This window comes from Streptomyces abyssalis (assembly GCF_001751365.1).
GTDB classification, from domain to species: Bacteria; Actinomycetota; Actinomycetes; order Streptomycetales; family Streptomycetaceae; genus Streptomyces; species Streptomyces abyssalis.
Genome location: NZ_LJGT01000038.1, coordinates 202,568 through 217,177 on the forward strand (window position 1 = coordinate 202,568; position 14,610 = coordinate 217,177).

The 14,610-nt window shown below is 71.7% G+C and carries 11 protein-coding genes; 9 read left to right on the forward strand and 2 right to left on the reverse strand.

Features of this window, described 5'->3' with window-relative positions:
• The first annotated feature begins 85 nt into the window (after positions 1 to 85).
• From aceA to AN215_RS08205, 9 genes are all read left to right on the forward strand, one after another.
• Positions 86 to 1,369: an isocitrate lyase gene (gene aceA / locus AN215_RS08165; protein WP_070013253.1), complete on the forward strand. Its 1,284-nt coding sequence runs from the start codon at positions 86 to 88 to the stop codon at positions 1,367 to 1,369.
• 86 nt (positions 1,370 to 1,455) lie between these two features.
• Positions 1,456 to 3,102, forward strand: coding sequence for a malate synthase A (gene aceB, locus AN215_RS08170; protein WP_420856234.1), 1,647 nt, complete (start codon positions 1,456 to 1,458; stop codon positions 3,100 to 3,102).
• Complete coding sequence (locus AN215_RS08175; RefSeq protein WP_070013251.1) at positions 3,099 to 3,968, forward strand: 3-hydroxybutyryl-CoA dehydrogenase; 870 nt, start codon at positions 3,099 to 3,101, stop codon at positions 3,966 to 3,968. Before aceB ends, AN215_RS08175 begins: the two co-directional genes overlap by 4 nt.
• Positions 3,969 to 4,160: 192 nt before the next feature.
• On the forward strand, positions 4,161 to 5,231 hold the full coding sequence (tsaD, locus tag AN215_RS08180) for a tRNA (adenosine(37)-N6)-threonylcarbamoyltransferase complex transferase subunit TsaD (RefSeq protein WP_070013250.1): 1,071 nt from the start codon (positions 4,161 to 4,163) through the stop codon (positions 5,229 to 5,231).
• Positions 5,228 to 5,788, forward strand: coding sequence for a GNAT family N-acetyltransferase (locus tag AN215_RS08185; RefSeq protein WP_070013249.1), 561 nt, complete (start codon positions 5,228 to 5,230; stop codon positions 5,786 to 5,788). The genes tsaD and AN215_RS08185 overlap by 4 nt, the downstream gene beginning before the upstream one ends.
• A gap of 73 nt (positions 5,789 to 5,861) precedes the next feature.
• The gene (gene alaS, locus AN215_RS08190) at positions 5,862 to 8,519 is read left to right on the forward strand and encodes an alanine--tRNA ligase (protein WP_070013248.1); all 2,658 of its coding nucleotides are present in this window, start codon (positions 5,862 to 5,864) and stop codon (positions 8,517 to 8,519) included.
• 229 nt (positions 8,520 to 8,748) lie between these two features.
• Positions 8,749 to 9,384 carry an ATP-binding cassette domain-containing protein gene (locus tag AN215_RS08195; RefSeq protein WP_070013247.1) on the forward strand — a complete coding sequence of 212 codons (636 nt, stop codon included), beginning with the start codon at positions 8,749 to 8,751 and terminating at the stop codon, positions 9,382 to 9,384.
• On the forward strand, positions 9,381 to 10,244 hold the full coding sequence (locus AN215_RS08200; RefSeq protein WP_070013246.1) for a metal ABC transporter permease: 864 nt from the start codon (positions 9,381 to 9,383) through the stop codon (positions 10,242 to 10,244). Before AN215_RS08195 ends, AN215_RS08200 begins: the two co-directional genes overlap by 4 nt.
• Positions 10,202 to 10,996, forward strand: a complete 795-nt coding sequence (locus tag AN215_RS08205; protein ID WP_070013245.1) for a metal ABC transporter substrate-binding protein — start codon at positions 10,202 to 10,204, stop codon at positions 10,994 to 10,996. The genes AN215_RS08200 and AN215_RS08205 overlap by 43 nt, the downstream gene beginning before the upstream one ends.
• A gap of 69 nt (positions 10,997 to 11,065) precedes the next feature.
• On the opposite strand, the gene AN215_RS08210 is transcribed toward AN215_RS08205, so the two are convergent.
• Entirely contained in the window at positions 11,066 to 12,775 is a 1,710-nt protein-coding gene (locus tag AN215_RS08210; protein WP_070013244.1) for a class I adenylate-forming enzyme family protein, read from the reverse strand.
• Positions 12,772 to 14,547, reverse strand: coding sequence for a CoA transferase (locus AN215_RS08215; protein WP_070013243.1), 1,776 nt, complete (start codon positions 14,545 to 14,547; stop codon positions 12,772 to 12,774). The genes AN215_RS08210 and AN215_RS08215 overlap by 4 nt, the downstream gene beginning before the upstream one ends.
• Positions 14,548 to 14,610 lie beyond the last annotated feature (63 nt).

A 14,610-nucleotide genomic window follows, 5' to 3' on the forward strand; every position in this document is an offset into this window, starting at 1 on the left:
GCCGACCAGCCGCACACCAAAGAGTGTCACCCAGTGCACTCTCTTCGCATTCTTTACACACCTCGATACGACTCCGGGAGAAGGCATGGCGGACTCAGGGACCACGGCGGCGGAACGGCTGGCACAGCGGTGGGCCGCCGATCCGCGCTGGCAGAACACCGAACGCACCTACACAGCCGAGGACGTGATCCGGCTCTCGGGCAGCGTCCAGGAGGAGCACACCCTGGCCCGGCGCGGCGCGGAGCGGCTCTGGCGGCAACTGCACGAACGCGACTACATCCACGCCCTGGGCGCGCTGACGGGCGGCCAGGCCGTCCAGATGGTCAAGGCGGGACTCCAGGCGATCTACCTGTCGGGCTGGCAGGTCGCCGCCGACGCCAACCAGGCCGGACAGACATACCCGGACCAGAGCCTCTACCCGGCCAACTCCGTCCCCTCCGTGGTGCGTCGCGTGAACAACGCCCTGCTGCGCGCCGACCAGATCGCCACCGCGGAGGACGCCGGCGACACGACCGACTGGCTCGCTCCGGTCGTCGCCGACGCGGAAGCCGGATTCGGCGGCCCGCTCAACGCCTTCGAACTGACCAAGGCCCTCATCGAAGCGGGCGCCGCCGGCATCCACTACGAGGACCAGCTCGCCTCCGAGAAAAAGTGCGGCCACCTCGGCGGCAAGGTGCTGATCCCCACCGCCCAGCACGTGCGCACCCTCAACGCGGCCAGGCTGGCCAGCGACATCGCCGACGTGCCCACCGTGATCGTGGCGCGCACGGACGCGCTCGCCGCGAACCTGCTCACCAGCGACATCGACGAGACGGACGCGCAGTTCGCCACCGGCGAGCGCACCGCGGAGGGCTTCTACCGCGTCCGTCCCGGCATGGAACCGGTGATCGCGCGCGGTCTGGCCTACGCCCCGTACGCGGACCTGCTGTGGATGGAGACGGGCACGCCGGACCTGGAGCAGGCACGGCAGTTCGCCGAGGCGATCCACGCCCGCCACCCGGACCAGATGCTGGCGTACAACTGCTCGCCGTCCTTCAACTGGAAGTCGGCCCTGGACGACGACCAGATCGCCAAGTTCCAGCGGGAGCTGGCCGCCATGGGCTACCGCTTCCAGTTCATCACCCTGGCCGGGTTCCACTCCCTCAACCACGGGATGTTCGACCTCGCACGGGGCTACGCCGACGAGGGCATGACCGCCTATGTCGAGCTGCAGGAGCGGGAGTTCGCCGCGCAGGAGCACGGCTTCACCGCCGTCAAGCACCAACGCGAAGTCGGCACCGGCTACTTCGACCTCGTCAGCACGGCCGTCAACCCCACGGGGGAGACCACCGCGCTGCGCGGCTCCACCGAAGAACAGCAGTTCAAGTAAAGGCCGTTCGGGCCGGATGCCTCCCCGCGTCACGGCCCGGACTCCCGTACCGGTGAGGGGGCGCGCCCCCGCCCCCTCACCGCCGCATCTCAGCAGCAGCTCCCAGCAGACCTGTTCAGGAGACCAGCATGTCTGTCGCTTCCCCCACCACTCACCACGTCGAGGTGTCCGGCCCTCCCGGCGACCGCTTCGAGAAGATCCTCACCCCTGAGGCCCTGGAGTTCATCGGCCGCCTGGACGCAGCTTTCGCAGGGCGCCGCGACAGCGTGCTGGCCGAGCGTCGCCGCCGCGCCCTGCGCCTGGCGTCCGGCTGTTCGCTCGACTTCTCGATCGCCACGTCCGCCGTGCGGGACGATCCCGGGTGGCGGGTGGCGCCGCCCGCGCCGGGGCTGACCGACCGCCGAGTCGAGATCACCGGCCCGCCGCAGCCCCGTATGGCCGTCAACGCGCTCAACTCCGGTGCGCGGGTGTGGATGGCGGACTTCGAGGACGCCACCTCCCCCACCTGGGAGAACATCATCGGCGGGCAGCTCACCCTGCTCGACGCCATCGAGCGGCGGATCGACTTCACCACGGAGAACGGCAAGAGGTACCGCGTCGCCGGCAACCCGGCCACGATCATGGTGCGGCCGCGCGGATGGCATCTGACCGAGGACCACCTGCTGGTCGACGGCCGCCCGGTCCCCGCACCGCTGGTGGACTTCGGCCTGTACTTCTTCCACTGCGCACAGCGACAGATCGAGGCGGGCAGCGGCCCGTACTTCTACCTGCCGAAGCTGGAGAACCACTACGAGGCGAAGCTGTGGAACGACATCTTCGTCCTCGCACAGGACCTGCTGGGCATCCCGCGCGGCACCGTCCGCGCCACGGTCCTCATCGAGACGGTCACCGCCGCGTTCGAGATGGAGGAGATCCTCTACGAACTGCGGGACCACAGCGCGGGGTTGAACGCCGGCCGCTGGGACTACCTCTTCAACCTCATCAAGAACTTCGCGCACCGCCCCGACTTCGTACTCCCCGACCGGGCGAAGGTCACCATGACCGCACCCTTCATGCGCGCGTACACCGAACTGCTCGTGCGCACCTGCCACAAGCGCGGTGCGCACGCCATCGGTGGCATGGCCGCCCAGATCCCCAGCGGCGATCAGGCCTCCCGCGAAGCGGCCCTCGCCCGTGTCCGGCTCGACAAGGAGCGTGAGGCGGAAGACGGCTTCGACGGCTCCTGGGTCGCCCATCCCGCTCTCGTGCCCGCCTGCCGCGACACGTTCGGCTCCGTGCTCGGCGAGCGCCCGCACCAGATCGAACGCACGCGTGAGGACGTGGCGGTCACGGCCGCCGGCCTTCTCGCCGTCCGCCGCACCGCCGGTCCTCCAACCCAGGAGGGCGTCCGCAGCAACATCGCCGTCGCCCTGCGGTACTTCGACGGCTGGCTGCGCGGTCAGGGCGCGGTCGCCCTCTACGGGCTGATGGAGGACGCCGCGACCGCGGAGATCGCCCGCTGCCAGATCTGGCAGTGGCAGCAGCACGGAGCAGTCAGCCGGGAGACCGTCCTCGGCCTGCTCGACGACGAATGCGCCGCCCTGGCGAAGGAGGACCCTTCGGCACTGTCGGCCGAGGCCCGCGACATCTTCGTCCGTACGGCTCTGGCCCGCGAACTGCCCGGCTTCTTCACCGTCGACGCCTACGAGCGCCACCTCGTCCGTCGCAGCAACACCACGGAGGTGGACTCATGACCGCACCCATCGAGCGAGTGGGAGTCGTCGGCGGCGGCCAGATGGGCACCGGCATCGCGGAGGTCTGCGCCCGCGCCGGACTGGACACCGTCGTGTGCGAAGTGGACCGCGCAGCGGCGGAGTCGGCCCGGGAGAGGATCACCGCCTCCCTGGAACGCGCCGTCAAGCGGGGCAAACTGGACCGTGCCGAGGCCGATGCCGGCCTGGCGCACCTTGTCTTCACCGCCGACCTGGACAGCCTCACCGACCGCCAACTCGTCGTCGAAGCCGTCTCCGAGAACCCGGAACTGAAGACCGAGCTGTTCGCCGTCCTCGACAAGACCGTCGGGGACCCGGACGCGATCCTGGCCACCAACACCTCCTCCCTGCCGGTCATCCGCCTCGCCATGGCCACCGGCAACGCCGAACGAGTCGTCGGGCTGCACTTCTTCAACCCGGTGCCCGTGATGCCCCTCGTGGAGGTCGTCGAGACGCTGCACACCGCTCCTCGCACGCTGGCCGCCGCGGAGGAGTTCGCGTCCGGCGTCCTGGGCAAGCACGTCGTACGCTCACAGGACCGCGCGGGATTCCTGGTGAACACCCTGCTCGTCCCGTATCTGCTCTCCGCCGTACGCATGACCGAGTCCGGCTTCGCAAGCCCCGAGGACATCGACGAGGGCATGGAACGCGGGTGCGCACATCCGATGGGCCCGCTCAGGCTCGCAGACCTCATCGGCCTCGACACCGTCGCGGCGATCGCCGAGTCCCTATACGAGGAGTTCCGTGAGCCCCTGTACGCACCGCCGCCCCTCCTGAAGCGGATGGTCGAGGCGGGGCTGCTGGGCCGGAAGGCGGGCCGGGGGTTCTACGAGTACGGGGCCGCCTGAGGCGGGCTCCGTACCCGCAGGGCCTCCGGTGCCCCGTCCAGAGCCACGGCCCCGCAGCCCCGTACGGCCGGATCACGGGCGCTCACCTGCTGCGCCGCTCGAACCCGCGCTCCCGGCGCCCTGCCTGCCGTAGTCTTATTGCAAAGAGTTTGCAACTGCGGCAGTCAAGGCAGAAGGCCGGAAGGGAGCAGCGTGGCCTCCGGAGTCGTGCTGGGAATCGAGTCGTCCTGCGACGAGACCGGAGCCGGGCTGGTGAGCGACGGGCGGCTTCTCGGGCACGCGCTCGCGTCGAGCATGGAGGAGCACGCGCGCTTCGGCGGGGTGGTGCCGGAGATCGCCGCCCGCGCCCACGTCGAGGCCGTGCAGCCCGTGATCCGGCAGGCGCTGGACGAGGCGGGGCTGGGCTTCGGGGACGTCGGGGCCGTCGCGGTGACGACGGGCCCGGGGCTCTCGGGCGCCCTCCAGGTCGGGGTCGCCGCGGCGAAGAGCCTCGCGTACTCGCTGGGAGTGCCGCTGCACGGCGTGCACCATCTGGCAGGCCATGTGGCCGCCGACATGCTGGAGCACGGCCCGCTGCCCGACCCGTGCATGGTGCTGATCGTCTCGGGCGGCCATACGTCCTTGCTGCTCGTCCGCGACCTGGCGGGCGAGCCGATCGTGCACCTGGGCGACACCCTGGACGACGCAGCGGGCGAGTGCTTCGACAAGGTCGCCCGCGTCTTCGGCCTCCCCTATCCCGGCGGGCCCGCCATCGACCGCGCGGCACGGGACGGCGACCCCGCCTCGGTCTCCTTCCCGCGGCCGCTCACGGGTCCCCGCGACGATCCGTACGCGTTCTCCTTCTCCGGGCTGAAGACCGCCGCCGCCCGCTGGGCCGAGGGAATCCGCGGCAGCGGGCACGCCCTGCCCGTCGCGGACGGCGCCGCCGCGCTTCAGGAGGCCGTCGCCGATGTGCTGACCCGCAAGGCCGTTGCCGCGTGCAGGGACCACGGTGTGGACACGCTGGTCGTGGTCGGGGGCGTCGCCGCCAACTCCCGGGTGCGGGCCCTCGCCGAGGAGCGCTGCCGTACGGCGGGGATCGCGCTGCGGGTGCCGCCCATGCGGCTGTGCACCGACAACGGCGCGATGATCGCCGCCGTCGGGGACCTGCTCGTCCGCGCCGACGCCGCGCCGGCACCGCTCGACGTGTCCGTCGATCCGTCGGCGCCTTTGGAGTTCGCGGCACTGCAGCCGTCGACGGTCCCGGGCCGGGCGGCCGCATGACCATCGATGTCCAACTCGTCGACGGCGCCACGCTGTTGTCGCATGCGACGGGGATACGCAAGGTCTACAAGGAGTCGTTCGGCTCCCCGCCCTGGGAGGAGAGCGACGATCAGGCGGCGGCATACCTTGAGCGGCTGACAACGGACGTCGAACGGCCGGGATTCACTGGGGCGTTGGCGCTCAAGGGGGCCGAGGTGGTGGGCTTCGCGGCTGCCTGGACCACTCCGTCGCCGTTCCCGTCCGGACGCTGCTACCCCCAGGCCGCGGCGGCTCTGGGAGCCCGGCGCACCGCGGAGTGGCTGTGCGCGGGCCTGGAGGTCGACGAGCTCGCCGTCGGCGAGGCGGCCCGGAGGCGAGGGGTCGGCAGGACGCTGCTCGCCGCCGTCACCAGTGCTGTTCCGGACGGCAGGTGCTGGCTGCTCACCTCGGTCCGCGCCGAGTCCGCCCTGCGCTTCTACCGGCGGCTCGGATGGCGCCAGGCGACCCACCCGGCCCCGTCGGGCCGCGGTTCCGCCGTCTTCCTCGGTCCCGGCCATCCGGCCGAACTCCCCTTCTGACCGGCCGACTTCCTGACTTTCTCACCGCCCGGACCGCCTGACCGCCCGACCGCTCCCACCGCCCGGAGTCGCCTTGCGCACCGCCGAGATCCGCAGCCGCTTCCTCGACTACTTCGCCGAGCGAGGGCACACGGTGGTCCCCGGCGCCCCGCTGCCCACGCCCGACCCGACGCTGCTCTTCGTCAACGCGGGCATGGTGCCGTTCAAGCCCTGTCTGACGGGTGAGACGCCCGCCCCCTGGCCGCGGGCGGCAAGCGTGCAGAAGTGTGTGCGGACCCTGGACATCGAGGAGGTCGGCCGGACCACACGGCACGGCTCCTTCTTCCAGATGAACGGCAACTTCTCCTTCGGCGACTACTTCAAGGAGGAGGCGATCGCCTTCGCCTGGGAGCTGTCCACCAAGCCGGTCGCCGAGGGCGGATACGGCCTGGAGCCGGAGCGGATCTGGGTCACGGTCCACCACTCCGACAGCGAGGCACGCGCCCTGTGGCGGCGCGTCGCGGGGCTGCCGGACGGGCGCATCGTCTCCCGAGGGGACGAGGACAACTACTGGTCCATGGGCGTCCCCGGGCCATGCGGTCCCTGCTCGGAGCTGTACTACGACCGCGGGACGGCCTTCGGGAAGCCGGGCGGGCCGGACGCCGACGAGGACCGGTACATGGAGTTCTGGAACCTCGTCTTCATGCAGTACGAACGAGGCGAGGGCCACGGCAAGTCCGGCTACCCGATCCTCGGCGAACTGCCCAGCCGGAACATCGACACCGGAATGGGCCTGGAACGTATGGCCACGCTCCTCCAGGGCGTCGGCAACCTCTACGAAATCGACGAGACCTGGCCCGTCCTCGAACGGGCCGCCCGGCTCACAGGCGTGGCCTACGGATCGGACGAGGACGGCGACGTACGGCTCCGCGTCGTCGCCGACCACGTACGTACGGCGCTGATGCTCCTCGCGGACGGCACCACCCCGGGCAACGAGGGCCGCGGCTACGTCCTGCGCCGCATCCTGCGCCGGGCCGTACGCTCCATGCGCCTGCTCGGCCACCACGACCCCGCGCTGCCCGAACTGCTGCCCGTGGCCCGCGACTTGATGGCGCAGAGCTATCCCGAGGTGGCCGGTTCCTTCGAGCGGATCGCCGACCAGGCGTACGCCGAGGAGGAAGCCTTCCGCTCCACCCTCCGCCAGGGCACGACGATCCTCGACACCGCCGTCGCCAAGGTCCGGGCGGAAGGCGGCAGTTCGCTCCCCGGCTCGCAGGCCTTCATGCTGCACGACACGTACGGCTTCCCCATCGACCTGACGCTGGAGATGGCCGCCGAGCAGGGCGTCACCGTCGACCGCGACGGCTTCACCGAGCTGATGTCGCAGCAGCGTGAACGCGCCCGGGCCGACGCCCGCGCCCGCAAGTCCGGCAGCACGGTGAACACTTCGGAACTGCGCACCGTACTCGGCGAACACGGCCCCACCGACTGGCGCGCCTGGGACGCCCTCACCACCGACTCCCGCGTCCTCGCCCTGCTCGGCACGGACGGAACGCTGCCCGTCGCCCGTACGGGAGACATCGTCACGGTGGTCCTGGACCGCACGCCCTTCTACGCCGAGTCGGGCGGTCAGGAGAGCGACGCGGGGCATCTGACCGGCGCGTCCGTGGAGGCCGACGTCCTCGACGTCCAACGCCCCCTGCCCGGTCTCGTCGTCCACCAAGTCCGCGTCACCGCGGGGGAACTGGCCGCCGGCGACCCGGTTCACGCGGCCGTCGACCCCGAGTGGCGGCTCGGCGCGCGGCAGGCACACTCCGGCACCCACGTCCTGCACGCCGCACTCCGCGAGATCCTCGGCCCGGGAGCCCTGCAGTCGGGCTCCTACAACCGCCCCGGCCACCTCCGCCTGGACTTCCCCTGGCGCGGGGCGCTCAGCGCCTCCGCCCGCAGCGAGATCGAAGAGGCCGCCAACCGCGCGCTGCGCCGCGATCTGCCCGTGGACGTACGGTGGATGACGCTGCCCGAAGCCAGACAGGCGGGCGCACTCGCCCTGTTCGACGAGACGTACGGAGAACAGGTACGGGTCGTCGAGATCGGCGGAGCCTGGTCCCGCGAACTGTGCGGCGGCACCCACGTCGCTCACGCCTCCCAGGTGGGCGTCGTCGCCCTCACCGCCGAGTACTCCGTCGGTGCCGGCATGCGCCGTCTCGAAGCAGCCGTGGGCAACGAGGGGTTCGGCCACCTGGCACGCGAGCGGGACCTCGTCTCCCGTATCGCCGAACAGCTCCAGGCCCCGCGTGCCGAACTCCCCGACCGCATCGCCACCCTCCTCGGCCGTCTCAAGGCGGCCGACCAGGAGAATCAGCGGCTGCGCGAGCGTGAGAACGCGGCGCGGGCCGCCGAACTGGCAGCCGGCAGCCGGGAGATCGGCGGCGCACTTCTCGCCGCGTCAGTGATCGAGGGGGACGGGCCCGCGGCGCGGCGGCTGGCCCGGTCCGTACGCGACAAGCTCCCCCAGGGCCGCCCCGGCGTCGCCGCCATCGCCGCACGCGACGGCGACAAGGGCCTCATGGCCGTCGCCCTCACCCCCGCCGCCCGCTCAGCCGGCCTCTCCGCCGGCACCCTGGTCAAGGAGGCCCTCCAGGGCCGCGGCGGCGGCACCGACGACGTCGCCCAGGGCGGCGGCATCCCCGCGGACCAACTCGACCAGGCACTGCGCAAGCTGACCGACACCCTCGCGGCAACGGCCTGAGGCGGACAGGGCGTCGACCGAGGGTTCCGCGCAGCCCCGACGCCCCCGGTCCACCGGCCCGTCCACCGAGCCCCGCCCACCGGGGTCCGTCTCCTGAAGCCGCGGGCCTGTACGGCGTGAAGGCGAAGCCCGGCGCAGGAACCGAGTCCCCTGCCCGTCCGACTACTCACGTACGGCACAGCGGACGCCCCGCCGTGCCACACGTGACGAGGCGTTCGAAGGGCACAGCATGGGCGGTCTGGGTGTGACGTTGAGGGACGTCGCATGCCGTCACGGCAAGGTCGAGGCAGTTTCCGGTGTGGATCTGGAGGTCGTGGCGGGAGAGCGGGTCGCCCTGACCGGGACCAACGGATCAGGCAAGACGACACTGCTGCGCTGCGTGCTGGGCCTGCACCGGCAGTGGACGGGCACCATCGATGTCGGCGGGAGAGGAGCGGACTCGAACGCCGAGTGGGCCTGGCGCCGCCGCTCGTGCGCATGGATTCCGCAGAAGCCGGTGCCGGGCCGCTTCCCGCTGCTGGCCGGCGAGTTGCTCGCCAGCAGCAACGCGCCGGGAGCGGCTGCCGAAGCCGCCGTGCGGCTCGGGGTGGGAGGCCTGACGGACCGGCCCCTGCGGACCCTGTCCGGCGGACAGCTGCAGCGGATGTATCTCGCCCGGGCGACGGGCTGCGTCGCCGCCGGTGCCGGAGTGGTTCTCGCCGACGAGCCCACGGCGGCGCTGGACTTCGAAGGGCAGGAAGAGGCCGCCGACGTCCTCACTTCACTGCCCGTCACCCTGCTCGTGGTGACCCATGACCGCACCATGGCGGACCGGTGCGACCGGGTGCTGGAGATGGCGGCCGGACGGTTGCGGGAGGCCGGGTGACCGTGGTGGCCGACGTCGGGGCCCTGTTGCAGCTGGTGCCGGTGCAGCGCGCCGCTCTCGCTCTGCTGCTGGCGGCGCTGGGCCTGCCCGTGATCGGTGTGGTGATCGTCGGGCTCGACATCATGCCGGTGCGGTTCGCGATGATGCATGTCGCTCTGCTGGGCATCGCCGTCGGCATGCTGACGGGGCTCGACCCCGTGCTCTGTGCGCTTGTGGCCTGTGCCCTGGCCGGGGCCGGCGTGGCGCCCCTGGCCCGTACACCGGACGGACTGTCCGGCGCCATGGGCCTGTTGATGAGCCTCGCCATCGCCGCCGCCCTGCTGGTGCTGTCCGTCGCGGGCATCAACGCCTCCGGCGCCTTCGCGCTGCTGTGGGGTTCGATCCTTTCCGTGGGCTCCGCCGACGTATGGGTGCTCGGCACCCTCGCGGTCACGGTCTGCGCTCTCTTCCTGTGGCGGCGCCGGGAGGTGTCGCTGCTGCTCTACGACCGGGAGCTCGCACTGTGCTCGGGCGTGCCGGTACGTGCCTTGACGCTCGTGCTCCTGGTTCTGGTCGCCGTGGCGGTCGCCGGGGCGATCAAGCTCACCGGCGCGCTGCTCGTCGATGCCCTGACCCTGCTGCCCGCGCTCGCTGCCCGGCGTCTTGGCACGTCGCTCAAGTCGATCACGCTGTGGGCCGTTGCGATCGGCGTCGTCGTCAATCTGACGGGATTCCTCGCCGCTCTTGCCCTGGACCTGCCTCCCGGCCCCGTCCTCGTCCTGGCGGCGGGGTTGGTCGTCATTGCAGTTCACCTCATACCCGAACGGAGAGTCACCTCATGGCGCTCAACCGCGTCCGTTTCAGTTCCTTCCTCGCACTGAGTGCCGCGATTTCCCTCACGGCCGGCTGCGGCGGCTCGTCCGGCTCCGCATCGAACGGCGGAGACGAGAAGGGCAAGGGACCCGTGGTGGTCGCGACCACCACGTGGGAGGGGGCGTTCGCCAAGGCGGCAGGTGCCGAGGACGTGAAGGTGATCGTGCCGCAGTCGGTACAGCACGCACCCGACTACGACCCCAAGCCCACGGATCTCGCGACCGTCGCCAAGGCCGATTACGTGCTCTACGCACCCTTCGAGCCGTACGCGGCGAAGATCAAGGAAGCCGCGGGCTCGAAGGCCGAGCTCGTCGAGACGAAGCTCGACAACGACCCGCGCAACGTGAAGTCCGAAGTGACGCGCCTCGCCGGGAAGTTCGGCACCGAGGACATGGCCAGGAAGTGGAACAAGGACTTCGGCGCCAAGTACGGCAAGCTGTCCTCGCAGCTGAAGTCCTCCTGGAAGGACGGTGAGCGGCCGACGGCGGTCAGCCAGGTCTTCACCGTCTGGTCCGCCCGGATGGCAGGGGCGAAGATCGCGGGCACGTTCGGGCCGGAGGCCGTGACCGCCGGCCAGCTTTCGAAGCTGTCGAAGAAGAAGCCCGGACTCGTCGTGGACAACGAGCACATGTCCACCGGCACCGTCCTGCCGGATTCGGACGCGAAGCAGGTGAAGGTCGCGAACTACCCGGGTGAGGATCTGGAGCTCTGGCCGGTCTACCGGAAGGCGGCCGCCGAGCTGCGGAACGCCATGTCCTGAGCGGGAGCTGAAGCATTCGGAGGCGGGGGCGGCAGCCCAGGCACAGCCGAGGGCCGCGGCCCCCTCCCTCTATGCGGGTCCCGCCACGGGTACGGGTGCCGTCCCCTCCCGGGGCCCGCCCAGTTTCATCAGCCGGTCGCGCAGGGCCGCCCGGTCGGTCTTGCCCGCGGGCGTGAGCGGGAGTTCCTGCACGAGCAGCAACCGCTCGGGGTGCTTACGCCGTTCCAGACCCCGCCGGGTCAGGTGCCGGCACAGTGCTTCGAGGCCGAGGGCGTCGTCGCCTCGGGTGACGACGCAGGCCGCGAGCCGTTCACCCATCAGGTCGTCCGGGACCCCCACGCACGCCACGTCCCGGACGAGCGGATGGGAGGACAGCTCCCGTTCGACCTCCGCCGGGGAGATGTTGGCGCCACCGCGGATGACGACGTCCTTGAGCCGTCCGACGACGTGGAGGATGCCGTCGTCGTCGAGGAATCCGAGGTCCCCTGTGCGGACCCAGCCGTCCGGCGTGCGGTAGCGGGCGTCCAGATCCGGGGCGCCGACATAGCACATGGGGGTCATCGGGCCGCGGGCGATGATCTCCCCGACGCTTCCGCCCGGTGCCTCGGTGAGGTCCTTCGAATCGATGTCGGCGATCTTGATGTCGGCCACGCGCGGGTCGGGCCTGCCTGCGACGACAGCGGGGCTTCCCGCGGTCTCAGGTACTTCACCGTCCAGGCCGGTATGGCAGTTGACGCCGTCCGCCGACCCGTACAGGTTGACGACCGGGGCGCCGAAGGCGCGGCGGGCGCCGGCCGCCGTGGTCTCGTCCAGCACCGATCCACCGAGCACCAGAGCTGCCGGTGAAGGGAGTCCCGCGGGTTCGGTCCCGCTCCGGCCTTCCTTGTCGAGGCTTTCGAGGATCATGCGCACCATCGTCGGTACGCCCAGGACGTGGGTCGGTTCGTGTTTCCGGACCGCCGCGAGGGCGCCCTCCGGTGTGAAGTGGTCGAGGAGCACCAGCGTGCCGCCGTGCCTGGCGAGGGTGACCGAGGTGCCGTTGGAGCCGAAGGCGGACGCGAGCGGCACGAGGAAGAGGCAGCGGGGCGGCGCGTCGTCGAGCAGCAGCGAGCCGAGGAAGTTGCCACGGCCGCCGGCGAGGGCGTTGTGCGAGTAGGCGACCATCTTGGGTTCCGACTCGGAACCCGAGGAGACCAGGATGCGGGCCGGGCCGTCGGGGTCGGGACGTGCCGGGGTGAAGGCCGCCGGATCCGTACGCAGGAGCGCCGAATACGGCACGGTGCCGCAGGGGGCGTCGCCCGGGCCGCAGGCGATGACGTGGCGCAGGGCGGGCAACGCCGGGGCGAGCTCCTGGAGTTCGGCCGCGTGGTGACTGCCGCGGTGCTCCGTGACGGCGATGACTGCGACGGCTTCGGCGCGGCGCAACAGGCACTCCGCTTCGAGGCTGCCGCGGCCGACGGGGAACGGCAGAGCGACCGCTCCGACCGCGGCCAGGGCCAGGTCGGCGATCACCGCGTCGCGGCCGTTGGGCAGCTGGACGCCGACCACGTCACCCGGGCCTATGCCGAGTTCGCCGAGGCCGGTTGCCAGACGCCGCACCTTTCGGTCCAGGGCCGCGTAGCAGAGCTTGCCCTTGGCGTCGATCACCGCGGTCCGGTGCGGGTCCGCGATCTGCCGGGACCGGTAGAGGCTGTAGAGGTCAAGATCGGGACAGGTGCCGTCGGCAGCCCACGAACGACGTTGCCGTGCGGGCAGGAGGTCGTGCAGGACGAGGGTCACGCGAAGCTCCAGGGGTCGGGGACGGCGAACGCGCCGTGCCGGTCGCGCCGGATCAGGCCGGCGAAGCGGGCATCGTGGTCCAGCGAGGTCAGGCGGTTGGTGACGGCGGTGGCGGCCAGTCCGTGTGCGCGCAGCCTGTCGACGGCGTCCGCGGTGGTCAGACCGCTCAGGTCGTGGCCGGCGGCTTCGGACGCGTGTGCGTCAGCGGGTGCCACCCAGCCGTCGGCGGTACGCAACGGCCGGCGGAACCCGGCCGGGCGCCGGGTGCCACGGCCCTCCGCGGCCCGGCGCAGGGCGGGGGCCAGCAGGATGTCGGCCGCGCCGAGCAGTGAGGAGTCGGCACGCACCCCGTGGCCGTACCGCTCACGCTGGAGGAGCGCGGCGAGGACGGTCTCCGTGCCGAGCAGACCGCCCATGACGTCGAGCAGGGTCATCAGGGACGGAGCCGGGGGTTCGCCTGAGGGGCGGGCGGCCTCGCCCATGCCTGTGCGTGCCTGGACCATGAAGTCCGTGCCCATGGGGGCGTTCTGCAGCCGGCCTGCCCAGCCACTCGTGCAGCTGTAGACGAGGCACGGGTTCACGGCCGCGAGGTCGCCTGCGTCGAGGCCGAGCTGTGCGGCCTTCCCCGGCGCCCAGTTGTGCACGAAGACATCCGCTTCGGCGGCCATCTCCCGCAGACGCTCCCGCCCCGACGGGGACTTGATGTCGACCTCCGCCGCCTGCTTGCCGCGGTTGAGCGCCAGCCACCGGGCCGAGACGCCCGAGCAGGCGGGCGGCATGCCGCGCAGCGGGTCACCGCCGGGCGGTTCGATCCGTATCACTTCCGCGCCGAGCAGGCCGAGCAGGTGCGCCGTGAGCGGTGCCTGGATGCGGCGCCCTGCTTCGAGCACGGTGACCCCGGCCAGGGGGGCGGTACCCGCTTCCGGACGAGTGGGCTCGTACGGGCCGGCTCCCAGCTCGGTCAGCCTCCAGGGCGCCGCACCGTCGTGTTCGGCGGCACGGTCCGCCACGGCACGCAGTGCGCACACCTGCGCGCCGGAGTCGTCCGCGGCCGCCCGGATGCTCTGCCAGGACTTGTCGCGCGTCGTCGCATGCAGGACTTCGGGGAACGGTGCGCAGGCTGTCGCGTAACGGAACTGGAAGGGGCGCCAGCCGCTGCGTACGGCGTCCCTTGGTGCCCCCAGGGCCTGCCAGAAGGCGGCCCACGCCGTGGGGTCGAGCGTCTCGAGCTCGAAGACCGTGCCGTCGGCGGACGAGAACGGCGGCCCGCCCGGCGAGAGTTCACACGCCTCCTCCTCGTCCGCCCCTTCGGCTGCGAGGTATTGGGAGACGGACAGCAGACCGGCCCTCGGCAGACTCGTCGTCACCTGGTGCGCCCGCATGCCGCGGGCCTCCGCGAGCAGGCCGGCCAGCAGGCCCTGCACCCCCAGCAGGCCCGTGGCAGCCGAGACGTAGTCGAGGGCCAGCCCCCGTGGCTGCCCGTCCCGCCTCCCGTGCACGGCCATGATTCCGGTGGCGGCCTGTGCTGTTGCCTCGTCCACGACGCCGCTCGCCTCGTTCACGGCGTGCATCCGGACCTCGACGGGGCCGAAGCCGTCACCGGATGCCGTGATCCGGCCGGGGACGTCCGGAGTCGTTCGCCGGGGCTCGGCCTCCGCCCCGAGGAGACGGAGATGGCCGCTCACGAGCCCGCTCGTGCCCGGCGGCGACGAAGCCTCCAGGCTGAGGCCGTCCAGGGGCAGCCCCGTACGCCTGACGGTCGGTGATGCCATGCCTCTCCTCTCCTGTCCTCTCCTGACGCGGCCGATGGCGAGCGCCGGGCGTCCGCGACGCGG

Excerpts from the sequence above, each read along its gene's own strand:
- aceA (WP_070013253.1), top strand. The coding sequence starts at position 86 with ATGGCGGACTCAGGGACCACGGCGGCGGAACGGCTGGCACAGCGGTGG.
- AN215_RS08175 (WP_070013251.1), top strand. The coding sequence starts at position 3,099 with ATGACCGCACCCATCGAGCGAGTGGGAGTCGTCGGCGGCGGCCAGATG.
- AN215_RS08185 (WP_070013249.1), top strand. The coding sequence starts at position 5,228 with ATGACCATCGATGTCCAACTCGTCGACGGCGCCACGCTGTTGTCGCAT.
- AN215_RS08195 (WP_070013247.1), top strand. The coding sequence starts at position 8,749 with ATGGGCGGTCTGGGTGTGACGTTGAGGGACGTCGCATGCCGTCACGGC.
- AN215_RS08205 (WP_070013245.1), top strand. The coding sequence starts at position 10,202 with ATGGCGCTCAACCGCGTCCGTTTCAGTTCCTTCCTCGCACTGAGTGCC.
- AN215_RS08215 (WP_070013243.1), bottom strand. The coding sequence starts at position 14,547 with ATGGCATCACCGACCGTCAGGCGTACGGGGCTGCCCCTGGACGGCCTC.